The organism is Pseudomonas sp. SM4 (assembly GCF_051913165.1).
Taxonomy (GTDB): Bacteria; Pseudomonadota; Gammaproteobacteria; order Pseudomonadales; family Pseudomonadaceae; genus Aquipseudomonas.
The window spans coordinates 63,978-85,861 of record NZ_JBODOE010000017.1 but is presented as its reverse complement, the minus strand read 5'-3'; the positions used below and the strand labels follow the sequence as shown (position 1 = coordinate 85,861).

Here is a 21,884-nt window from a genome sequence, read left to right as displayed (position 1 = left end):
CTCGCTTACTGTATTTGTCGCCACATGATACGACGGCTGCCGCCGCCGGGTTTCTCCACCAGCGTGGTAATGCCACCGCTGGAATCGTTGACAATCTTGCGCGTGGCGCCGTTGACGATCGCATTCAGGGTCGGAATGCCACCGGTAAACACCACGCCGCTGGAAATCGTATCGTTGCTGTCGACCACGCCATCGGCGTTGGTATCGAGCACCGCGTAGTTGAGCATCTTACCGCTGAACGCATCCAGTTCGACCAGTTTGCCGGTGCCGAAGCTGGAACACGGATCGGTGGTGTCGACGCTCGCCGTGGTGAAAACGATCCGGCCGAGTACCAGGCTGGCCTGATTGATCACCCGCTCGCCAGTCAGCGCGTTGTTATACACCAGTGGCAGATACCAGCCCTTTTCTGCCGGGTACGTCGTGTCATTTTGCGTGGTGGTGATGAACTGTCCGGAGCTGCCAGAAAACACCCCGGTGACCGCCTGCGCCTGCAAACTGCTGACAGTGATCTGCCCCGTGCCGCCGTCGGCGTCCCACACTGAATAAAATGCCTGCAGATCCTTGTTGGTCTTGTCCGCCGTTTCGTTGAATTTGCCAGTGCCGATGAAGATCTGCTTGCCGCCGAGTGAGTTGTCCGCCAACAACGGTTGTGCAGTGATCGGCTGAGTCGCGCCGCCCGCCGTGGTGAACAAGGGTTTACCGGAAAACGCCACGCCCCAGCTGTCCGTCGATGTGGCACTGAGGTCAAACTTCCACAGACGCCCCTTCAAATCGCCACCATAAGCGGCCTGCACCACATTCTGCGAATTGACCTTGAGCTTCACTGACGACAGGCCATTGGTGGTTTCCGTGCTGTCGATAACGATTTTCCTGATCAGCGAACCGTCGCGCACATCCAGTACGTATAACGCCGCGACTCCGGAGTTGCTGCCGTAGCCATTGGCAATGAACGCCGCCCAGCGACCGTCCGACAAGCGTGCCACTTCCGGTCGCGCATAGGCATAACCCAGATCATTGAAAGGGTTGGCCGTGCTGGCAGTGGCCGGCGCGCTGACGTCCCAGAGCGCACGTAATACGTTGCCTGCCGAAGCATCGAACAGTTGCAGCGCGTAGAAGGACTTGCCGCCGGCGCCAGTACCGCCGATGGCCAGGGTCTTCCAGGCGCTGTTGAGCTGGGCATCAAACACGCCGACCTGACCGTCGACGAGAAACTTGTGGCTGACGCCGTTGATATAGGTCGGATCGGCGATCAACCGCAACGACGGCAACACACTGGAAGGCATGTAGGCATAACGCCGGGTGCCATTGGCCGCGTTGATCACGTTGACGAAACCGTCATTGGCATTCACCACCAGGCTTGCATTCATGTTTGCCGCTTTGGTGGTCAGGTAAGCGCTGTACGTGCTGTCGCCGGACAGGTCGGAAGCGGTCTTGTCCGTGGGCGACGCCAGCACCAGTGGCGAATTGATGATGTCGCCGAGCAACACGCTGCGCACCTTGAGCCCAGCCTTATTGGTGCCTTTGCTCCACTCCACCAGATCAATCCCGCTGATGCCTGTGGGCAAGCCCTGACTCAGCGTGGTCTGCTGCGCAGCGGAAAAGTTGCCGTAGGCCAAGGTGACTGCGGCGTTACTGGTGGTGTTCCACGATTGATAAGTCGGTGCCGTGGCGCCGGGCACTATGGTGGTGTCCGTCGTCCAGAGCGCCGCCGAGGTATTCACCGCACCCGCCGCCGTAAAACCGAAGGATTTAATCGTGCCGCGCCAGTCCTTGGGATCGTAACTGGTCTGAAAGTAACTGGTGCCGCTGGCCAGTGTCGTGCCGCTGGTCACGCCGCTGCCGCCAGAGCCGGCCTTGGAGGTGATGTCGCTCAATGCCGAAGACAATGCGGCATTGAGCCCGGTGCTGTCGGTCGCCTGGTAGTACTTGCCCTGCCCGTAGCTGGCGGCGTCGGAAAGCATGTCGTTGGCGGCGGTGAACCCGACGCTGTAGGTGTTCATGTTCTGCTTGGGAAAATCCACTGCGTTCCAGCTCTTGCCGGCGGCATCGGTACCGGTCGAACGCATGTCGATGTCGAAGGCGAACTTGGCGATGTCGTCCAGGTAAAGAGTATCGCCCTCGTTGTCACCGTTGAGGTTGTTGCCGTCATTGTTGATGCCGTCCCAGTTCGGCAAGCGACTGCCACCCAGCGGATCGTTGCTCGGGAAAGTGCGGTCGAACGTCGGCAAGCCGTCGGTGATCACTACGCCGTAATTTTTCTGGCAGCGATACTGAATCGGGCTGGTATAGGTCGCGGGCGTGCTGTTGTAGTACGGCGCCATGCCGCGCATGTAGCGGGTAATCTCGTAATAGGTTTCCGCCAACGGCGTATTGGCCACGGCGCTCAAACCGTTGATCGATGAGATCAGTGCGTTGTAGTTGGTATCAGCCTGCGCCTGAGTGACGCTGCCGGAGACGGGCGCCAGATCGCTGATCGCGCGGGCAATGTAGCCGCCATTACCGGAGTTGTTGCTGGTGACCGGATTGAACGTCGACAGACCGATGCGCAAGGTACGGTTGCTGGTGACCAGCGCTGTCGACACGTTGCGCGCGACGTTAATCCGATAATCATTGGGGATCGCCCCGGTGGTGAAATCGCGGGTGCCATTGTTGATGGCCAGGCTGACGACGTAGGCAATGTAATCGCCTGAATAACGCGTGTTACCGCTGCCGACCGGGTCCGGCAGTTTCAGACACAGCGGCGCGAGGCTGTTGTTGTAGAAAGCATAGGCACCGCCGGAACATCCTGATGTCGGCAGGCTGGAGAGAAATATCGAATCGCCGGTGATCGTCGACGAACTCAGGCACAACCCGAGCAGCGCGTTGCATTGCCGGGCCGGGGTGCGGTCGACGGCCGGATCGAATCCGGCGGCATAGATGATGCTGTTCATACTCCCCGAGTCGTCGATCAGCAGCATCACGTTCGGTGCCACTGCGGCCGCACTCAACAAGGGCGAGTCAGACGGTGTGAACGCATACGCCGGCGCCGCCAGATAGAGGCACGCCAGCAGGCCGATCAGCAGCGCCCGGCAGTGCTCAATACTTCGCATAGACACTCTCCACCACACTACGCGAAGTGCCGGCGATGCCGACAGCGGTTACCCGATACAGCGTCGCCGAGGTGTTGCTCGGCACGTTGACGGCGGTCAGCGTGGTGCCGATGTTCTGTACACCGTAGAAGCCATTGGCGGTAGCGATCCAGGTCACGCCCGAGGTTGAATTGAACCCCGCAGCGCTGACCACCGAAGACTCTGCCGGCGGCGCACATTGCGTGGTGCCGCTGCACACCGCCAGCGAATAACCGTCGAGTTGCACAGCGCTTTCACCGACTCGCAACGCCGCCTCGGCGGTCTGGAACGACTGGTTGCGCAGGCTGACGCTGCCGGCCATTTTTTCCTGCATGTTGGCGCTTTGCATCGACGACAGACCGATCAGGGTCAGCAACAACAGAAACACCAGACACACCAACAACGCCATGCCGTGCTGCGCCCGGTGATGGAGTGGAATCCTCATCGGCCCGCCCTCACTGCAAGCGGTTGCGCAAAGCGGCAACCACATTGAAGGTTTGATTGGCCACCCGATTGTTCGGGTCGGTGAGGGTCAGGCTCAGGCGGACGCTGCGAATGCGCGCCGGATCGCTGGGGTTGGCGCTGTAGGTCGATGCCGCCACATCCGTTGCGGAACTGGCGAGGCCGAACATCACACTGAAAGCACTGACATTGTTGACCAGCACCTGCTGCGCGGGCGCGCCGCTGCCGGTGCCCATGAGAATCTGGTTGTTGCTGTAGCTGTAGATTAAGCGGCGAATCGGAAAGGCAATCTGCCCGCTCGCCGCCGCGCGCAGTCCGGTATAGGCGGTTGCATTGTTGCGGCAATCGGAGACCACCGTCCAGGTCGGTGTACCGCCACTGCTGCCGATATCAGCGGTGACCAGGGTCAGTTTGAGATTGGCGTTGTCCCAACTGATCGGCGTGAGCTGGGAGGCATTGAAGTCCCCTGCCGAACTGGAATCGGTAATCGTACCGAGACAGCCGAACATGCCGACCATACGGATTTCCTGAATCATCTTGCTCAACACGAAACGCGCGTCTTCCTGCATCGCGGCGGCGCTGTTCTGGCTGACATAAGTGTTTTTTGCAGCGATGAAAATCTGCACGACGGCCAGCACCACAATCAGCCCAAGCGCCAGTGCGATCAACAATTCGATCAGGCCAAATCCCCGGTTACAACGCTTCATGGCGTGGCCACCGGATCAACCGCCGCGCGGCTACTGAGGACAAAGCTGCGTTGGGCGCTGGCGGTGTTGGCCGCTCGCGCATCGCTCCAGGTAATGGTGATGGTGTACACGCGCTGATTGAGGGTAATGCTGCCAGTGGCGGTCGGGCCGCCGAAACCGGCGATGTTGCTGGTGAAGTCGTAGAGGTCCTGATCGCGGGCGACGCTGAGGTTGCCCGAGGTCGGCGGTGTGACGGTGTAATCGGCGCCGGAGTTGGCGCGAATGCGATCCATCATGTCGTAGGCGATGAAGCTCGCCTGGCTGGTCATCCGCGAGCTGTCGGTGTACTTCAGCGCATTCAGTTGCACCGCCGCCGCGCCCAGCAGCCCGACCGTAAGAATCAGCAACGCCACCAGCACTTCGATCAGTGTCATGCCCTCCTGTGCCCTGCCACTCCCTGCCCTCATCCGCACATTCCACCCAATTGAATTCGTCCGTTCAAACACACGTTCAGCGTCCTGCTTTGCGTACCCAGCGTGTAAGTGATAACCACCGCCGTCGCAGCCGACAGCCCCCCGAGGCTGTTGAAATCCAGCGCGGTCACTCCCAAGGTTAGCGCCAGAGTGGCGCCGCTGCTCATCGCCGGAACAACCCGCAATACATTCGCCGGAGTGCCAGCACTGTCGTAGACCGACAACTCGCCGGTCCATGCGCTGCCGCCGGCAGTGGGTCGCAGCCGGATAGTGGTGCCACGGTCGATCGCCTCCAGACGAGCGAAATTGATTGCCCGTTGCAGGTCACCCATTTCGGTATCGGCCTTGCTGCTCTGTATCGAACGCGTGAACGTCGGCACGGCCAGGGTGATCAGGATCAGAAACACCGCGAGCGCGACCATCAGCTCGATCAGCGTGAAACCTTTTGTACGAAGATCCATCGGTGCCCTCCGTTGCCCTCGGCTATACCTGCTTCTACAAACTAGAACATTCAACCGGCCGGCGTCGGTTGATTTGCCCTGCCCGGCGCACGGATTGCGCCGTTCATCACGCTCCACGGAGGGAGATTTCATGCCGCAACAGGGGTTCAGCCTGATTGAACTGCTTATGGGACTGGCGATTGGCGCGATTGTTCTGCTGCTGGTCAGTCCGACGTTTGCTGCGCTGCGCGAATCGAACCATCGCGATCAAGCCGCACAGGGGCTGCTCGACGGTATTCGCAGTGCGCGCACGCTGGCCATCACGCGCAATCAAAGCGTGGTGATTCACGGGATCAACGGCGATTGGGGTCAGGGCTGGCGGATCATTCTGGACGTCAGCGGCAAAGGGCCGGAAGACGCCAACAACCCGCTGCTGGTCGAGCGTGCGAGCGAGGCGAAGGTGCCGATTGTCGGCAATTGGTCGGTCAGTCGTTACATCAGGTTCAGCAGCCTGGGGCAACCGCTGATGCCCGGACGGACATTTCAGGCAGGGACTTTACATATTTGCTCGGCCCGTGAGCCGGTCAGCCAGCGCCAGGTGGTGCTGGCTGCGAGCGGTCGCGTGCGCCTGGCCAGCCAGGAAGCTGGACAGGCGCTGTGCGAGCAGGGGAAAAACCTCAGATCGAACGGACGCGCAGCTCTTTAGGCATCGAGAACGTAATGTTCTCTTCGCGTCCAGACAGCTCATCGGCGCCTGTTGCGCCCCAGGCCTGCAGTTGCTGAATCACGCCGCGCACCAATACTTCCGGCGCGGAAGCGCCGGCGGTGATGCCGATCCGCTCGACACCGTCGAACCAGCTCTTTTGCAGGTCTTCGGCGCCGTCGATCAGGTAGGCCGGCGTGGCCATGCGTTCGGCCAGCTCACGCAAGCGGTTGGAGTTGGAGCTGTTCGGGCTGCCGACCACCAACACCACGTCGCATTCGTCGGCCAGTTGCTTGACCGCGTCCTGACGATTTTGCGTGGCGTAGCAGATGTCGTCCTTGCGTGGCCCACCGATGGCCGGGAAACGCGTACGCAGCGCATCGATGACGCGACTGGTGTCGTCCATCGACAGTGTGGTCTGGGTGACGAAGGCGAGTTTTTCCGGGTTGTGCACCTGCAGTTCGGCGACGTCTTTCTCGTCTTCGACGAGGTAGATCGCGCCGCCATTGCTGGCGTCGTACTGGCCCATGGTACCTTCGACTTCCGGGTGACCGGCGTGGCCGATGAGAATGCACTCACGACCGTCGCGGCTGTATTTCGCCACTTCGATGTGCACCTTGGTCACTAGCGGGCAGGTGGCATCGAAGACTTTCAGGCCACGGCCAGCGGCTTCGGTACGCACGGCCTGGGAAACGCCGTGGGCACTGAAAATGACGATAACGTCGTCCGGCACCTGATCCAGTTCTTCGACGAAGATCGCCCCGCGACTGCGCAGGTCTTCAACGACGAACTTGTTGTGCACCACTTCATGACGCACGTAGATCGGCGGCCCGAAAACTTCCAGGGCGCGGTTGACGATTTCGATCGCCCGGTCCACGCCGGCGCAGAAGCCACGGGGGTTGGCGAGTTTGATTTGCATGCTGTGCCTCGTGTCTTGCGCGCGAAAACAATGAAAAACCATTGTAGGGATCAGCTCTCTGTGGCGAGGGGATTTATCCCCGTTCGGCTGCGTAGCAGTCGCCGACCTTTCAGCGCATTCATTCAGAATTGCGGTGCCTGGTTCGGGGGCGCTTCGCACCCCAACGGGGATAAACCCCCTCGCCACAAAGGCTCACTCCTACATTTTTACAGCGCTTTGACGTTGATGATCTCGACGTCAAAGGTCAGCGTCTTGCCCGCCAGCGGGTGGTTGAAGTCGATGGTCACTTGCGTGTCGTCGAACTCTTTCACCACGCCCGGCAGCTCAGTATTGGCCGCATCGTTGAAGATCACCAGTAAACCCGGTGACAGCTCCATATCGACGAACTGCGAACGCGGGATGATCTGTACGTTCTGCGGGTTCGGCTGGCCGAAGGCGTTTTCCGGCTCGACGGTCAGCGTGCGCTTGTCGCCGGCCTTGAAGCCGAACAGCGCCGCTTCGAAACCCGGCAGCAGGTTGCCGTCGCCGACCTTGAAGGTCGCCGGGGCTTTGTCGAACGTGCTGTCGACGGTGTCGCCGTTCTCCAGGCGCAATGCAAAGTGCAAAGTGACTTCCGTGTTCTGGCCGATGCGTTGCTCAGCCAATACCTGTTCAGTCATGAACGGCTTCTCCGGTCTTTTTACTTTTGAACATATCCAGTGCAAGCATCACCGCACCAACGGTAATGGCGCTGTCGGCGAAGTTGAACGCCGGGAAGTACCAGCGGTTCTGCCAGTGCACCAGAATGAAATCGATCACATGGCCCAGGGCAATGCGGTCATACAGATTGCCCAGCGCGCCACCCAGCACCAGCGCCAAAGCGACGGCCAGCCAGGTTTCGTTGCGGCCCAGACGCTTGAGCCAGACCACCAGCACCGCGCTGACCACGATCGCGATCAGGGCAAACAGCCAGCGCTGCCAGCCGGAGCTGTCAGCGAGGAAGCTGAAGGCAGCGCCAGTGTTGTAGGCCAGGGTCCAGCTGAAGTAATCGGGAATGATCACGATCTGCTGGAACATTTCGAGCTTGCCTTCGAAGTAGAACTTGCTGGCCTGGTCGATGACCAGAACCAGCAAACTCAACCAGAGCCAGCTCAACCGTCCAAAACGGCCAACGGCATTAGGCATAGTGACGAACCTCGCCAGCGCCGCTGATGTTGTCGACGCAACGACCGCAGATTTCCGGATGCTCAGGGTTCACGCCAACGTCTTCACGGCAGTGCCAGCAACGGGCGCACTTCGGGAAAGCCGATTTGACGATCTTCAGCTTCAGGCCGCTGACTTCAGTGGTTACCGCATCCGCAGGCGCCTGAACAAAAGGCGCAACGCTGGCGGTCGAGGTGATCAAGACGAAGCGCAGTTCGTTGCTCAGCTTGGCCAGGTCGGCGCTCAGGGCGTCTTCGGCGTACAGCGTCACTTCGGCTTGCAGGTTGCCACCGACGGCTTTCGCCGCGCGCTGGATTTCCATTTCCTTGTTCACCGCTACTTTGACCGCCATGACGCGTTCCCAGTAGTCGCGACCCAGTTCAACGTCGGCCGGCAGTTCGGTCAGACCTTCGTACCAGGTGTTGAGCATCACCGACTCGTTACGCTCGCCCGGCAGGTATTCCCACAGTTCGTCGGCGGTGAAGGCGAGGATCGGCGCGATCCAGCGCACCAGCGCTTCGGAGATATGGAACAGCGCGGTTTGCGCCGAACGGCGGGCCTTGCTGTTGGCGCCAGTGGTGTACTGACGGTCCTTGATGATGTCGAGGTAGAAACCGCCCAGCTCCTGCACGCAGAAGTTGTGGATCTTCGAGTAGACGTTCCAGAAACGGTATTCGCCGTAGTGCTCTTGCAGCTCGCGTTGCAGCAGCAAGGTGCGGTCCACCGCCCAACGATCCAGCGCGAGCATTTCTTCAGCCGGCAAGATGTCGGTGGCCGGGTTGAAACCGCTCAGGTTCGAGAGCAGGAAGCGCGCAGTGTTACGAATACGACGATAGGCGTCCGCACTGCGTTGCAGGATCTGGTCGGAAACCGCCATTTCACCCGAGTAGTCAGTCGACGCGACCCACAGACGCATGATGTCGGCGCCCAGAGTGTCGTTGACCTTCTGCGGCGCGATCACGTTGCCCAGCGACTTGGACATCTTGCGGCCGGCTTCGTCGACGGTGAAACCGTGGGTCAGCAGTTCGCGGTACGGCGCGTGGTTGTCGATGGCGCAACCGGTCAGCAGCGACGAGTGGAACCAGCCGCGGTGTTGGTCGGAACCTTCCAGGTACAGGTCGGCACGCGGGCCGCTCTCGTGACCCATCGGGTGCGAACCGCGCAGGACGTGCCAGTGCGTGGTGCCCGAATCGAACCAGACGTCGAGGGTGTCGCTGATCTTGTCGTACAGTGGCGCTTCGTCGCCGAGCAACTCGGCAGCGTCCATCTTGAACCAGGCTTCGATGCCTTCGACTTCAACGCGTTTGGCGACTTCTTCCATCAGCTCAACGGTGCGTGGGTGCAGTTCGCCGCTTTCCTTGTGCAGGAAGAACGGGATCGGCACGCCCCAGTTACGTTGACGCGAGATGCACCAGTCCGGACGGTTGGCGATCATCGAGTGCAGACGCGCCTGGCCCCAGGCCGGGACGAACTTGGTGTTTTCGATGGCTTTGAGCGAGCGCACACGCAGGGTGTCGCCGCTGGTTGGCTCTTTGTCCATGCCGATGAACCACTGCGCGGTCGCGCGGTAGATCAGCGGGGTCTTGTGACGCCAGCAGTGCATGTAGCTGTGTTCGATGACGGTGGTGTGCATCAGCGCACCGACTTCGGTCAGCTTGTCGACGATGGCCGGGTTGGCCTTCCAGATGAACTGGCCGCCGAAGAATTCCAGCGACGGCACGTAAACGCCGTTGCTTTGTACTGGATTGAGGATGTCGTCGTTGACCATGCCGTATTTCTTGCAGGTCACGAAGTCGTCCACGCCGTAGGCCGGAGCGGAGTGAACCACGCCGGTGCCAGCGCCCAGTTCAACGTAGTCAGCCAGGTACACCGGCGACAGACGGTCGTAGAACGGATGACGGAAGTTGATCAGTTCCAGCTCTTTACCGGTGGTGGTAGCGATAACCGAACCTTCGATGCCGTAGCGCGTCAGGCAGGCTTCAACCAGCTCTTCAGCCAGCACCAGCAACTTGTCGCCGACATCAACCAGCGCGTAGTTGAATTCCGGGTGAACGTTCAAAGCCTGGTTGGCCGGGATGGTCCACGGGGTGGTGGTCCAGATCACGATCGAGGCAGGCTTGCTCAACGATGGCAGACCGAACGCGGCAGCCAGTTTGGCTTCGTCGGCGATCGGGAAGGCGACGTCGATGGTCGAGGATTTCTTGTTCTCGTACTCGACTTCCGCTTCAGCCAGGGCCGAACCGCAGTCGAAGCACCAGTTCACTGGCTTGAGGCCCTTGAACACGAAACCACCCTTGACGATTTCAGCCAAGGCGCGGATTTCACCGGCCTCGTTTTTGAAGTCCATGGTCTTGTACGGATTGGCCCAGTCGCCGAGCACGCCGAGACGGATGAATTCGGACTTCTGCCCTTCGATCTGCTCGGTGGCGTAGGCACGGCACAGTTCGCGGGTCTTGTCCGCGCCCAGGTTCTTGCCGTGGGTCACTTCAACCTTGTGCTCGATCGGCAGGCCATGGCAGTCCCAACCCGGAACATACGGCGCGTCGAAACCCGACAGGGTCTTCGAGCGGATGATCATGTCCTTGAGAATCTTGTTCAGTGCGTGACCGATGTGGATCGTGCCGTTGGCATACGGAGGGCCGTCATGCAGAACGAACTTCGGACGATCCTTGCCAATCTCGCGCAACTTTCCGTACAGGCCAATACTGTCCCAGCGCTGCAGGATCTGCGGTTCGCGCTGTGGCAGGCCGGCCTTCATTGGGAAGGCGGTGTCCGGAAGGTTAAGCGTGGCTTTATAGTCGGTCATTTAAGGCTCTTCATTAGCGATGGGCGCTAGGTGCGGCTAGTGCACGGGCGGTGGCGACATCCGCATTGATCGCCGTTTTCAATGCCTCCAGGGAGGCGAAGCGCTGCTCTTCACGCAGCTTTTGGTGGAAAACCACCGTCAAACGCCGGTCATACAGATCGCCGGCAAAATCTAAAAGATGGACTTCAAGGTGGGCCTTGCCATCACCTTGTACCGTGGGCCGTACGCCGATATTGGCGACACCGGGCCAGGTCTTGCCGTCGATGTCGACATCCACCAGGTAGACACCGGTGAACGGCACTCGGCGACGCTTGAGTTGAATGTTGGCAGTGGGCGTACCCAGTTGCCGGGCCAGTTTCTGCCCGTGCAACACGCGACCGGCGATGCGGTACGGGCGGCCGAGCAAACGTTCGGCCAAGGCAAAATCGGCGGCGGCCAAGGCGTTGCGCACTTGCGTGCTGCTGACGCGAATGCCGTCCAGCTCGACGGTTTGCGCCGCTTCAACGGTAAAACCGTGCATCTGCCCGGCCTGCAACAGGAAGTCGAAATCACCGAGGCGGTCGCAACCGAAGCGGAAATCATCACCGACTTCCAGATGCTGCACACCGAGGCCATCGACGAGGATGGTGTCGACGAACTCACTGGCGCTGAGTTTGCTCAAGCGCTGATTGAACGCCAGACACAACACCCGGTCGACGCCTTCGGCGGCCAGCAGTTGCAGCTTGTCGCGCAACCTTGCCAGACGTGCCGGCGCGGTCTCGGGGGCAAAGAATTCCCGTGGCTGCGGCTCGAAAATCACCACGCAGCTGGGTACGCCCAACTCGAGCGCACGCTCACGCAGTCGGGCCAGGATAGCCTGGTGACCACGGTGAACACCGTCAAAGTTGCCAATAGTGGCGACGCAGCCCCGATGCTGGGGGCGCAAGTTGTGGAGGCCTCGAACCAGCTGCATAACGCGCTTCTTGCTCATAAAGTGGTCGATTATAACCACACCCGACGGTCGACGACAGGCAACACCGTAACGCAAAGTGAACGAGCCGACAAAACTGCCGGCCCGCGCCCATCCATAAAGGGTAAAACCTCAGCTCAAGGCCTTGCGATTGAAGTCGCGCAGGCGGAAACCGAGCAGCAGCAACATACCGAAATAGGACACCACGCCCGCCGCGACCAAGGCGCCCAGACGCAGGAAACGCTCAAGCATGTGCCCTTGATCCCATGGCGGCATGAAATGCATGCCGATCAACAGCACCACGGACATCACCGCCACCGCGACCACCAGTTTGAAAGCGAACTTGGCCCAACCCGGCTGCGGCTGGTACATCTGCTGCTTGCGCAGTTGATAGAACAGCAGTCCGGCGTTGAGGCAGGCACCGGCACTGATCGCCAAGGCCAGACCGGCGTGAGCCAGGGGGCCGATCAGCACCAAGTTGAACAACTGAGTAACCACCAGCGTGAAGATTGCGATTTTTACCGGGGTTCTGATGTTCTGTTGCGCATAAAAGCCCGGCGCCAACACTTTGATCACGATAATCCCGAGCAGGCCGACAGAATAAGCAATCAGCGCACGCTGAGTCATTTCTGCGTCGAAGCCACTGAACTGACCGTACTGGAACAGCGAAACGGTCAGCGGCTCGGCGAGAATCCCCAGCGCCAGCGAGCACGGCAGCACCAACACAAAGCACAGGCGCAGACCCCAATCGAGAATCCGCGAGTATTCATGGCGATCCTTGCTCGCGTAGGTTTTTGCCAGCGTCGGCAGCAAAATCGTGCCCAACGCCACGCCCAGTACGCCGGACGGCAATTCCATCAAGCGGTCGGCGTAATACATCCACGACACTGAGCCCGCCACCAGAAACGAGGCGAAAATGGTGTTGATGATCAACGAAATCTGGCTGACCGACACGCCAAGAATCGCCGGCAGCATTTGCTTCATCACCCGCCACACGCCGGTATCGCGCAGGTTCAGACGCGGCAGCACCAGCATGCCGATCTTTTTCAGGTGCGGCAGTTGATAGAGCAGTTGCGCCAGACCACCGACCAATACCGCCCAGCCAAGCGCCATGACCGGAGGATCGAAGTACGGCGTCAGAAACAGCGAAAACACGATCATGCTGACGTTGAGCAGGGTCGGCACGAACGCCGGCACCGAGAAGCGGTTCCAGGTATTAAGGATCGCGCCCGCCAGCGACGACAGCGAGATCAGCAATATATAAGGGAACGTCACACGCAACAGATCAGAGGTGAGCTGGAATTTTTCCGGCGTATCGGTAAAACCGGGGGCCGTGGCCCAGATCACCCAAGGCGCGGCAATCATGCCCAGCGCGGTAACGATCGCCAGCACCAGCGTCAGCAGGCCCGATACGTAGGCAATGAAGGTACGGGTCGCCTCTTCGCCCTGCTGACTTTTGTATTCGGCCAGAATCGGCACGAATGCTTGGGAGAAAGCGCCCTCAGCAAAAATTCTTCGCAGCAGATTGGGCAGTTTGAAGGCGATAAAGAAGGCGTCTGTCGCCATCCCGGCGCCGAATGTGCGGGCGATAAGCGTGTCACGAACAAAACCCAGAATCCGGGAAAGCATCGTGATAGAGCTGACGGCGGCCAACGATTTGAGCAGATTCATTGAGGGAATTTGTGCCTGTCGATAAACAGCAGGCGAATTAAGCGCCTACTTATGCGATACTCCGCGCCGCAGCAGCACAGAGCCAAAGCTCGCGAGTTTACAGGTCAAGCGCCGGAAATAAATATCCCGCCTCTTTATACCTACCACTTAGCGGAACGTTTCAAGTGCCCTTGACAAGACTTCAACTCATCGGCATGATTCGCGGCCTATTTTGTTTGCTATTTCCTAAAAAGTCTTTCGAGGAGCTCGACGGTGGCCAACTCACCTTCCGCCAAAAAACGTGCAAAACAGGCTGAGAAGCGTCGCAGCCACAACGCCAGCCTGCGTTCCATGGTTCGCACCTACATCAAGAATGTAGTTAAAGCCATTGACGCAAAAGACGCTGAAAAAGCTCAAGCTGCATACGTTCTGGCTGTGCCAGTTATCGACCGTATGGCCGATAAAGGCATCATCCACAAGAACAAGGCTGCTCGTCATAAGAGCCGTCTGAATGGCCACGTCAAAGCGCTGAAAGAAGCTGCTTAATCGACGTAGTCATTAAAAAACCGACCTTAGGGTCGGTTTTTTATTGCCTGTGATTTAGTAAATCCAGCGCAAAAAAAATGTAGGAGTGAGCCTGCTCCGGGAGGCGATCCGACGATAGCAGTGTGTCAGTCGATGCAATTATTGACTGTTACACCGCTATCGTCGGAACGCCGCCCGGAGCAGGCTCACTCCTACAGTTGGTTTCGCGGGGTTATTGCTGGACGGGCACCCATGGCAGAATCGGAATCGCCGTCACCGCGTTCTGCGGGCTACCCTCAATCACGCGATCGCTGTAGACCAGGTAAACCAGGGTGTTGCGCTTCTTGTCGAGGAAACGCACCACCTGCATGGTCTTGAACACCAGCGATGTGCGCTCCTTGAACACCTCATCGCCGTCCTTCAGCTCACCCCTGAACTTGATCTCGCCCACCTGCCGACAGGCAATGGAGGCTTCAGCTCGATCTTCGGCCAAGCCCAAGCCACCTTTCACGCCGCCAGTCTTGGCGCGCGACAGATAGCAGGTCACGCCCTCGACCTTGGGGTCATCAAAAGCCTCGACCACGATCCGGTCGTTTGGCCCGACCAGCTTGAACACTGTCGACACTTGACCGATTTCCTCGGCCGAGGCCAGCAATGGCAACGCCATCAACAAGCCCAACAATCCTTTTGCTACACGCATCAAGTTTTCCTTAAACCAGGATCAGGTTGTCACGGTGAACCAGCTCAGGCTCAGCCATGTAACCCAGCAAACCGACAATCGCATCCGACGACTGACCGATGATTTTTTGTGCTTCCAGCGCGCTGTAGTTGGCCAGGCCTCGGGCGATCTCACGACCGTCCGGCGCCACGCAGACCACCATTTCACCGCGACGGAAACTGCCCTGCACCAGCTTCACACCCACCGGCAGCAGACTTTTGTTGCCTTTGGACAGCGCCGACACCGCACCGTCATCCAGCACCAGCGTACCGCGCGTTTGCAGATGCCCGGCCAGCCACTGCTTGCGCGCCGCGAGCATGCCGCGCTCGGGCGACAGCAAGGTGCCGATGCGCTCGCCCGCTTTCAGGCGATCAAGCACGCGCTCAAGACGCCCACCAACGATGATGGTGTGCGCACCGGAACGCGCCGCCAGACGCGCCGCGCGCAGCTTGGTCTGCATGCCACCGCGCCCCAACGCGCCACCGGTACCGCCCGCCACCGCATCCAGGCTCGGATCATCGGCGCGCGCTTCGTAAATCAGTTGCGCATCAGGGTTGTTGCGCGGATCAGCATCGAACATGCCGTCGCGGTCGGTCAGGATTACCAGCAGATCCGCCTCGACCAGGTTGGCCACCAGCGCCGCCAGCGTATCGTTGTCGCCGAAACGGATTTCGTCGGTGACCACGGTGTCGTTTTCGTTGATGACCGGGATGACTTTCAGCTCGACCAATGCACGCAGAGTACTGCGAGCATTGAGGTAGCGCTTGCGGTCGGACAGATCGTCGTGAGTCAGGAGAATCTGCGCCGTGTGCCGGCCATGCTCGGCGAAGCTCGATTCCCACGCCTGCACCAAGCCCATCTGGCCGATCGCCGCAGCCGCCTGGAGCTCGTGCATCGCACTGGGTCGTGCGGTCCAGCCCAAACGGCTCATGCCAGCCGCCACCGCCCCGGAGGACACCAGCACCAATTCGACGCCAGCCTCATGCAAGGCCACCATCTGCTCGACCCAGACACTCATTGCCGCGCGATCCAGCCCTTTGCCATCAGCTGTCAGCAAAGCGCTGCCGATCTTCACGACCCAACGCTGCGCACCTGTCACCTTGCTCCGCATCATCTTCAACCTTAGCTTGAGGGCAGCGCGACCCAGCGCCGCCCATGACGTTATTTGTGACTTGCGATTTCCAGATACTAAAACGCCGCTCGATTGAGCGGCGTTCAAGTTTATCGCAACGAATCAGTCACGCACGTAAATGATTTCCGGACCGTCTTCGTCATCCACATCTTCTTCGTCCCAATCATCGTCGCCGATGTCATGGACCGACTTCACGCCGCTGCGACGCAGCGCACGCTTGTCATCCAGCGCCTGCAGTTGCGCGCGGGCTTCGTCTTCGATGCGCTGATCGAGATCAGCCAGCTCTTCCTTGTAAGCCGGGTCATTGGCCAGGCGATCAGCACGGTCTTCCATGTAACGCATGATGTCGTGGCACAGGCGCTCGGTACCGATCTTGGCGATGGCCGAGATCACGTAGACCGGACCCGTCCATTCCAGGCGATCAACGATTTCCTTGACGCGCTCATCGTGCTCTTCTTCAAGGATCTGGTCGCACTTGTTCAGCACCAACCAACGATCACGCTCCGCCAGGGACGGGCTGAACTTGATCAGCTCGTTGACGATCACCTCAGCCGCATCCGGTGCGCTGGTGTCATCCAGCGGCGCCATATCGACGAGATGCAGCAGCAGACGCGTACGCGCCAAGTGCTTGAGGAAGCGGATACCCAGGCCGGCACCGTCGGAAGCACCTTCGATCAGACCCGGAATGTCGGCAATGACGAAGCTCTTCCAGCGGTCGACGCTGACCACACCGAGGTTCGGCACCAACGTGGTGAACGGGTAGTCGGCAACTTTCGGCTTGGCGGCCGATACCGAACGGATAAAGGTACTTTTACCGGCGTTCGGCAAGCCCAGCAGACCGACGTCAGCCAGCACTTTCATTTCCAGTTTCAGGTCACGCTGCTCACCCGGCTTGCCCGGCGTGGTCTGGCGCGGTGCACGGTTGGTACTGGATTTGAAACGGGTGTTGCCCAGACCGTGCCAGCCGCCCTGCACAACCATCAACTTCTGACCAGCCTTGGTCAGGTCGCCGATGACTTCCTGGGTAGCGGAGTCGATCACCGTGGTACCGACCGGCACGCGCAGGATCAGGTCTTCGCCTTTTTTACCGGTGCAGTCGGTGCTGCCGCCGTTGGAACCACGCTCGGCATCGAAGTGCCGGGTGTAACGGTAGTCGACCAGGGTGTTGAGGTTTTCGTCGGCCATCATGTAAATGGAACCGCCATCACCGCCATCACCGCCGTTCGGGCCACCGTTTTCGATGAATTTTTCCCGACGGAAACTCATGGCGCCATTGCCGCCATCACCAGCCTTTACGCGAATCGATACTTCATCAACAAACTTCATAACCAACGCCTCTCGCCATACGGACGAGCCGAAAAACAATCAAGACATAAGACTCTTGCAAAAATGAGCGCAGCGACCCCAAAACACGACCTGCATCGCACGCCGACAGCCCATACAAACAGTTTTGCAAGAGACTCACCCCACAAACGAAAAAGCCCCGTCGCGAGACAGGGCTTTTCCAGCGATCGCGCAATTAAGCTGCGACAACGCTCACGTAACGGCGGTTGAACGCGCCTTTTACTTCAAACTTGATCACGCCTTCGATTTTCGCGAAGAGGGTGTGATCCTTACCCATGCCAACGCCGTAGCCAGCGTGGAATTGGGTGCCGCGCTGACGCACGATGATGTTGCCCGGAATGATTTTCTGGCCGCCATACATCTTAACGCCAAGGCGTTTGGCTTCTGAGTCGCGACCGTTACGGGTACTACCACCAGCTTTTTTGTGTGCCATGAGTCAATTCTCCTAGTGAGGAATTAGGCTGAAATTAAGCCTGAATACCGGTGATTTTGATCTCGGTGTACCACTGGCGGTGGCCCATACGCTTCATGTGGTGCTTACGGCGACGGAACTTGATGATGCGGACTTTATCGTGACGACCTTGGGAGATCACTTCAGCCACAACGGTAGCGCCAGCAACAACTGGAGCGCCGATATTCACGTCGTCGCCATTGGCAACCAACAGAACGCGATCAAAGGTAACGGATTCGCCGGTAGCGATTTCCAGTTTTTCGATCTTCAGGTATTCACCTGGGGCGACTTTGTACTGCTTGCCGCCAGTAACGATTACTGCATAAGACATGGTATTTCTCCGATAATCCTGCTCACCCAGCTCTTTATAAGAAGAGGTATTGGCTGGCATGGCTGCATAAGGCTGGAAGGCCCGTTGCAATTGCGTAAGGCAGGTGCTGCCCAGGAAGTTCAGGGTGCGCGATTGTACGCAAGGCGCCGCAGGCTTGCAAGTAGCCGTCCATCGCGCCTTGACAGGTCCGGATGGGGGTCCTAGCATGCCGCGCAACCCTTCTGGAGCGACTCTCGCTGATGCAACCCCAAGCTTTCTACCGCGCGGTGGCGGACGATTTTAGCGCCGTCGACGGCATCATCAAGAAGCAGCTGACTTCCCGAGTACCGCTGGTATCGAAAATCGGCGATTACATCACCTCGGCCGGCGGCAAGCGTCTGCGTCCTTTATTAGTGTTGTTGTGTGGCAAGGCACTGGGTCGCGAAGGCGACGACATGCGTCTTTTAGCCGCCACCATCGAATTCCTGCACACCGCGACCCTGCTGCATGACGACGTCGTCGACATGTCCGGCATGCGCCGTGGCCGCTCGACTGCCAACGCCATGTGGGGCAACGCCCCGAGCGTGCTGGTCGGCGACTTCCTGTACTCGCGCTCGTTCGAAATGATGGTCGAACTGGGCTCGATGCCGGTGATGAAGATTCTGTCCCAGGCCACGCGCATCATCGCTGAAGGCGAAGTGCTGCAACTGTCCAAGGTGCGCGACGCCAGCACCACTGAAGAAACCTACATGGAAGTCATCCGCGGCAAAACCGCGATGCTCTTCGAGGCTTCGACCCACAGTGCTGCGGCGCTGGCCGGTGCTACCGCCGAGCAGAGCGAAGCGCTGCGCACGTTCGGTGATCACCTCGGCGTGGCATTCCAGCTGGTCGACGACCTGCTCGACTACAAGGGCGACGCCGAAACCCTGGGCAAGAACGTCGGCGACGATCTGGCTGAAGGCAAGCCGACCCTGCCGCTGATCTACACCATGCGTGAAGGCACGCCGGAACAGGCTGCACTGGTGCGCCAGGCGATCCAGAAAGGCGGGATCGAAGACCTGGAAAGCATCCGTATTGCCGTGGAGGCCTCCGGTTCGCTGGAGTACACCGCGCAACTCGCCCGTGATTACGTGGCCCGTGCGATCAAGTGTCTTGAGGCGCTGCCGGCCAGTGAATATCGGGATGCGCTGGTTGAACTGAGTGAGTTTGCGGTCGCGCGTACGCACTGATAGCGCTGAAGCAAGATCGAGAGATCGCAGCCTTCGGCAGCTCCTACAAGGGCTGCCGGGCTGCGATTTTTTGCTTTTGGCGCCACCAACGGATAAACCCTATATAATGTGCGACTTTTAGCGACCCGCACCCCAAGGAGCCTTAGTGAGCACGTTGCCACCCTGCCCGAAATGCAATTCCGAATACACCTACGAAGACGGTACCCAACTGGTATGCCCGGAGTGCGCCCACGAGTGGTCCGCCAGTGGCGAAGCCGAAGTGGCCGCCGATGACACCGTAAAGAAAGATTCGGTCGGCAACGTCCTGCAGGACGGCGACACCATCACCGTGATCAAGGACCTCAAGGTCAAGGGCACCTCGCTGGTGGTCAAGGTCGGCACCAAGGTCAAGAACATCCGCCTGTGCGATGGCGACCACGACATCGACTGCAAGATCGACGGCATCGGCCCGATGAAACTCAAATCCGAGTTCGTCAGAAAAGTCTGATTCTGCTGTCATCCATCCCGCGCCAGCCGTGGGATGGAGTTCCACCCTCCCCCGCCGTACCTCGATAAATCCAAGCAATAGCCAAACGCCAGCCGTTTTGACCTTACGCAATCTTTACCCTGAAAAAATCACAATCTGCCAATAGGCGCTTGCTATTTCGATAATAAGAATTATTCTCATCAAACACCTTCAATGGAGATGAGAACCATGACTTATCTGATCGACGCCTGGCTGGATCGTCCACACCCTTACCTCAGAATCCTCCATCGGGAGACCGGTGAAGTCTGTGCGGTGCTTGAAGAAGAAGCCTTGCATGAGCTGCAGGATCAAGGGGATCTGGACGTCAGCAGCCTGAATTCCAGCGAGCCACTGGTGCTCAAGGAGTTGGTGCGCAATCTGTTCCTGTTCTGCTATGCCCGGGCATTGCGCCCGACCCATGAACTGCATCACAAGATAGAAATATGAGAAACGCCACAAACCCTGTAGGAGCAGAGCTTGCTCGCGATAGCGGTCTTTCATTCAACATTGATGTCGATTGACCGGACGCCTTCGCGGGCAAGCCTTGCTCCTACACGATCACGGGATTACAGAACGTCCAGCAGCTCGACGTCGAATACCAGAACACTGTGCGGCGGGATGCTGCCAACGCCTTGAGCGCCGTAAGCCAGTTCGCTCGGCACGTACAGACGCCATTTGCTGCCGGCATTCATCAGTTGCAGGGCTTCGGTCCAGCCGGCGATCACGCCGCCAACCGGGAATTCTGCTGGCTGGCCACGCTCGTAGGAGCTGTCGAACACAGTGCCGTCGATCAGCGTGCCGTGGTAGTGCGTACGCACTTGATCTTCACGGGTCGGCTTGGCGCCTTCGCCCTGAGTCAGCACTTCGAATTGCAGGCCGGAAGCCAGGGTGGTGATGCCGTCACGCTTGGCGTTTTCCGCCAGGAAGGCCAGACCTTCACCAGCAGCGGCTTCAGCTTTGGCAGCCGCTTCGGCTTGCATGATTTCGCGGATAACCTTGAAGCTGGCGGACATTTCTTCCTGACCCACACGGCTTTCCTTACCGGCGAAGGCGTCGGTCAGGCCGGCCAGGATGGCGTCCAGACTAACACCCGGTGGCGGGTTGTCGCGCAGCTGGTCACCCAGCTGACGGCCGATGCCGTAGCTGACGCGGGTTTCGTCGGTGGACAGATTTACTTCGGACATGACACTGCTCCGCTGTGCGGACGGCCACAAGACTTGCCGTGCGTGCACAGCGCGTCCCGGCGCGCCCGGAACCAAAAGGGCGAGCAGACTAGCACAGATGCTCAGACGATGGCGCGCAAGGCCTACAGGGCCGATCGCCAGGCCAGCGGCACTTTCAGGCTTTCTTCGCCACTAGCGCCCAGGCCACACATTTCATCGTGTACCGAAGTGTGTACGAGGTTGAACGGCAGCACCGGGAAGGCATGCAGCAAATCCCGCGCATGCTCGACCGAACGCAGCGTCAGCATGTTGCCCTTGAGATCACTCAACGGATACGCCGCTCCGTGCATCCGTGCTTCGAGCAGATATATCCCGCCTTCCATGGAGATCAGGTTCAGCTCATCGACCTTGCGGGCGATGGCAAACGCATTCAACTCTTGCAGATTCATGAACGCACCTCACGCAGTGGCGAGCCAGGACCTCTACAGGGATATGCCTGCGCACGCCAAAGCACAAGCCACAAACGACACCGCCCGTCTGTTTCGCAACAGACGGGCGGTGGTTTGCAGCGATCAGGCAGTGATCAGTGCTTGGTGACCTTGTCCAGATAACCCATTGCGCAGGCCGAGAGCACGAAGGTCATGTGGATGATCACGTACCACTTCAGGTGCTCGGGATCGACGTTCTTGGCATCCATGAAGATGCGCAGCAAGTGGATCGAAGAAATCGCCACGATCGAGGCCGCCACTTTCATCTTCAGCGACGAAGAGTCCATGGTGCCCAGCCAGCTGAGCTTTTCCTTGTCTTCATCGATGTCCAGTTGGGAGACGAAGTTCTCGTAGCCGGAGATCATCACCATCACCAGCAAACCACCCACCAGCGCCATGTCGATCAGCGACAACAGCACCAGAATCAGATCGGATTCGGCGATCGAGAACACATTGGGGATGACGTGGAACACTTCCTGGAAGAATTTCAGCGCCAGCGCCAGCAACCCGAGGGACAGCCCGAAATAGATCGGCGCCAGCAGCCAGCGCGAGGCGTACATTGCGTTTTCGATAAAGCGTTCCATTGAATCTCACACAAGAGGGGGGCGGAAATGGCGGCGAGTATACCAGCCCCTCGTGACA

Annotated in this window: 24 protein-coding genes; 5 read left to right on the top strand and 19 right to left on the bottom strand. The window is 59.3% G+C overall.

Annotated features, from left to right (window positions below; translation table 11 throughout):
* Window positions 1–5: 5 nt before the first annotated feature.
* From ACQ4MY_RS25865 to ACQ4MY_RS25845, 5 genes are read right to left on the bottom strand one after another with little or no spacing between them, the layout of a single operon-like run.
* On the bottom strand, window positions 6–3,089 hold the full coding sequence (locus ACQ4MY_RS25865) for a pilus assembly protein (protein ID WP_440096905.1): 3,084 nt from the start codon (window positions 3,087–3,089) through the stop codon (window positions 6–8).
* Window positions 3,076–3,552, bottom strand: a complete 477-nt coding sequence (locus ACQ4MY_RS25860; protein ID WP_008078532.1) for a pilus assembly PilX family protein — start codon at window positions 3,550–3,552, stop codon at window positions 3,076–3,078. The genes ACQ4MY_RS25865 and ACQ4MY_RS25860 overlap by 14 nt, the downstream gene beginning before the upstream one ends.
* 10 nt (window positions 3,553–3,562) lie before the next feature.
* On the bottom strand, window positions 3,563–4,276 hold the full coding sequence (locus tag ACQ4MY_RS25855; RefSeq protein WP_440096904.1) for a PilW family protein: 714 nt from the start codon (window positions 4,274–4,276) through the stop codon (window positions 3,563–3,565).
* Window positions 4,273–4,722: a type IV pilus modification protein PilV gene (pilV, locus tag ACQ4MY_RS25850; RefSeq protein WP_440096903.1), complete on the bottom strand. Its 450-nt coding sequence runs from the start codon at window positions 4,720–4,722 to the stop codon at window positions 4,273–4,275. The genes ACQ4MY_RS25855 and pilV overlap by 4 nt, the downstream gene beginning before the upstream one ends.
* Window positions 4,719–5,189 (bottom strand): GspH/FimT family pseudopilin, encoded by a 471-nt coding sequence (locus ACQ4MY_RS25845; RefSeq protein ID WP_440096902.1) that lies wholly within the window; start codon window positions 5,187–5,189, stop codon window positions 4,719–4,721. The genes pilV and ACQ4MY_RS25845 overlap by 4 nt, the downstream gene beginning before the upstream one ends.
* A 130-nt stretch (window positions 5,190–5,319) precedes the next feature.
* Between ACQ4MY_RS25845 and ACQ4MY_RS25840 the strand changes: the two genes are divergently transcribed.
* Window positions 5,320–5,874 carry a GspH/FimT family pseudopilin gene (locus ACQ4MY_RS25840; RefSeq protein WP_008078536.1) on the top strand — a complete coding sequence of 185 codons (555 nt, stop codon included), beginning with the start codon at window positions 5,320–5,322 and terminating at the stop codon, window positions 5,872–5,874.
* Here the strand turns inward: ACQ4MY_RS25840 and ispH are convergent.
* The 6 genes from ispH to murJ form a co-directional block, all read right to left on the bottom strand.
* Window positions 5,846–6,790: a 4-hydroxy-3-methylbut-2-enyl diphosphate reductase gene (gene ispH / locus ACQ4MY_RS25835; RefSeq protein ID WP_440096900.1), complete on the bottom strand. Its 945-nt coding sequence runs from the start codon at window positions 6,788–6,790 to the stop codon at window positions 5,846–5,848. The genes ACQ4MY_RS25840 and ispH overlap by 29 nt on opposite strands.
* Window positions 6,791–6,996: 206 nt before the next feature.
* Window positions 6,997–7,434, bottom strand: a complete 438-nt coding sequence (fkpB, locus tag ACQ4MY_RS25830) for an FKBP-type peptidyl-prolyl cis-trans isomerase (RefSeq protein ID WP_174245140.1) — start codon at window positions 7,432–7,434, stop codon at window positions 6,997–6,999.
* Window positions 7,435–7,441: 7 nt separating this feature from the next.
* Complete coding sequence (gene lspA / locus ACQ4MY_RS25825; protein ID WP_007909836.1) at window positions 7,442–7,954, bottom strand: signal peptidase II; 513 nt, start codon at window positions 7,952–7,954, stop codon at window positions 7,442–7,444.
* Complete coding sequence (gene ileS / locus ACQ4MY_RS25820) at window positions 7,947–10,778, bottom strand: isoleucine--tRNA ligase (RefSeq protein ID WP_440096899.1); 2,832 nt, start codon at window positions 10,776–10,778, stop codon at window positions 7,947–7,949. The genes lspA and ileS overlap by 8 nt, the downstream gene beginning before the upstream one ends.
* Before the next feature lie 13 nt (window positions 10,779–10,791).
* Complete coding sequence (ribF, locus tag ACQ4MY_RS25815; protein WP_008078544.1) at window positions 10,792–11,730, bottom strand: bifunctional riboflavin kinase/FAD synthetase; 939 nt, start codon at window positions 11,728–11,730, stop codon at window positions 10,792–10,794.
* Between the two features lie 129 nt (window positions 11,731–11,859).
* Complete coding sequence (gene murJ, locus ACQ4MY_RS25810) at window positions 11,860–13,398, bottom strand: murein biosynthesis integral membrane protein MurJ (RefSeq protein ID WP_008078545.1); 1,539 nt, start codon at window positions 13,396–13,398, stop codon at window positions 11,860–11,862.
* Between the two features lie 252 nt (window positions 13,399–13,650).
* On the opposite strand from murJ, the gene rpsT reads away from it, so the two are divergent.
* The gene (gene rpsT / locus ACQ4MY_RS25805; RefSeq protein WP_003228351.1) at window positions 13,651–13,923 is read left to right on the top strand and encodes a 30S ribosomal protein S20; all 273 of its coding nucleotides are present in this window, start codon (window positions 13,651–13,653) and stop codon (window positions 13,921–13,923) included.
* Between the two features lie 211 nt (window positions 13,924–14,134).
* On the opposite strand, the gene ACQ4MY_RS25800 is transcribed toward rpsT, so the two are convergent.
* The 5 genes from ACQ4MY_RS25800 to rplU all read right to left on the bottom strand — a co-directional run bounded on the left by ACQ4MY_RS25800 (window position 14,135) and on the right by rplU (window position 17,878).
* A complete protein-coding gene (locus tag ACQ4MY_RS25800; protein WP_008078546.1) occupies window positions 14,135–14,602 on the bottom strand; it encodes a CreA family protein in 468 nt (155 codons plus the stop codon).
* Window positions 14,603–14,612: 10 nt separating this feature from the next.
* Window positions 14,613–15,731, bottom strand: a complete 1,119-nt coding sequence (gene proB / locus ACQ4MY_RS25795; RefSeq protein WP_053123978.1) for a glutamate 5-kinase — start codon at window positions 15,729–15,731, stop codon at window positions 14,613–14,615.
* Between the two features lie 123 nt (window positions 15,732–15,854).
* Entirely contained in the window at window positions 15,855–17,078 is a 1,224-nt protein-coding gene (gene cgtA, locus ACQ4MY_RS25790) for an Obg family GTPase CgtA (protein ID WP_008078548.1), read from the bottom strand.
* 193 nt (window positions 17,079–17,271) lie between these two features.
* The gene (gene rpmA / locus ACQ4MY_RS25785; protein WP_003176049.1) at window positions 17,272–17,529 is read right to left on the bottom strand and encodes a 50S ribosomal protein L27; all 258 of its coding nucleotides are present in this window, start codon (window positions 17,527–17,529) and stop codon (window positions 17,272–17,274) included.
* Between the two features lie 34 nt (window positions 17,530–17,563).
* Window positions 17,564–17,878 (bottom strand): 50S ribosomal protein L21, encoded by a 315-nt coding sequence (gene rplU, locus ACQ4MY_RS25780; protein WP_003176051.1) that lies wholly within the window; start codon window positions 17,876–17,878, stop codon window positions 17,564–17,566.
* Between the two features lie 239 nt (window positions 17,879–18,117).
* Between rplU and ACQ4MY_RS25775 the strand changes: the two genes are divergently transcribed.
* The 3 genes from ACQ4MY_RS25775 to ACQ4MY_RS25765 all read left to right on the top strand — a co-directional run bounded on the left by ACQ4MY_RS25775 (window position 18,118) and on the right by ACQ4MY_RS25765 (window position 20,038).
* Window positions 18,118–19,086: a polyprenyl synthetase family protein gene (locus tag ACQ4MY_RS25775; protein WP_007909817.1), complete on the top strand. Its 969-nt coding sequence runs from the start codon at window positions 18,118–18,120 to the stop codon at window positions 19,084–19,086.
* 145 nt (window positions 19,087–19,231) lie between these two features.
* Window positions 19,232–19,573 (top strand): zinc ribbon domain-containing protein YjdM, encoded by a 342-nt coding sequence (locus ACQ4MY_RS25770; protein ID WP_008078556.1) that lies wholly within the window; start codon window positions 19,232–19,234, stop codon window positions 19,571–19,573.
* Window positions 19,574–19,780: 207 nt separating this feature from the next.
* Entirely contained in the window at window positions 19,781–20,038 is a 258-nt protein-coding gene (locus tag ACQ4MY_RS25765) for a PA4570 family protein (protein ID WP_008078558.1), read from the top strand.
* 119 nt (window positions 20,039–20,157) lie between these two features.
* Here ACQ4MY_RS25765 and ACQ4MY_RS25760 read toward each other — a convergent pair whose 3' ends face one another.
* The 3 genes from ACQ4MY_RS25760 to ACQ4MY_RS25750 all read right to left on the bottom strand — a co-directional run bounded on the left by ACQ4MY_RS25760 (window position 20,158) and on the right by ACQ4MY_RS25750 (window position 21,826).
* Complete coding sequence (locus ACQ4MY_RS25760; protein ID WP_008078561.1) at window positions 20,158–20,775, bottom strand: FKBP-type peptidyl-prolyl cis-trans isomerase; 618 nt, start codon at window positions 20,773–20,775, stop codon at window positions 20,158–20,160.
* A gap of 122 nt (window positions 20,776–20,897) precedes the next feature.
* Window positions 20,898–21,203, bottom strand: a complete 306-nt coding sequence (locus ACQ4MY_RS25755) for a DUF6482 family protein (RefSeq protein ID WP_008078563.1) — start codon at window positions 21,201–21,203, stop codon at window positions 20,898–20,900.
* Between the two features lie 134 nt (window positions 21,204–21,337).
* Window positions 21,338–21,826, bottom strand: coding sequence for a TIGR00645 family protein (locus tag ACQ4MY_RS25750; protein WP_008078565.1), 489 nt, complete (start codon window positions 21,824–21,826; stop codon window positions 21,338–21,340).
* Window positions 21,827–21,884 lie beyond the last annotated feature (58 nt).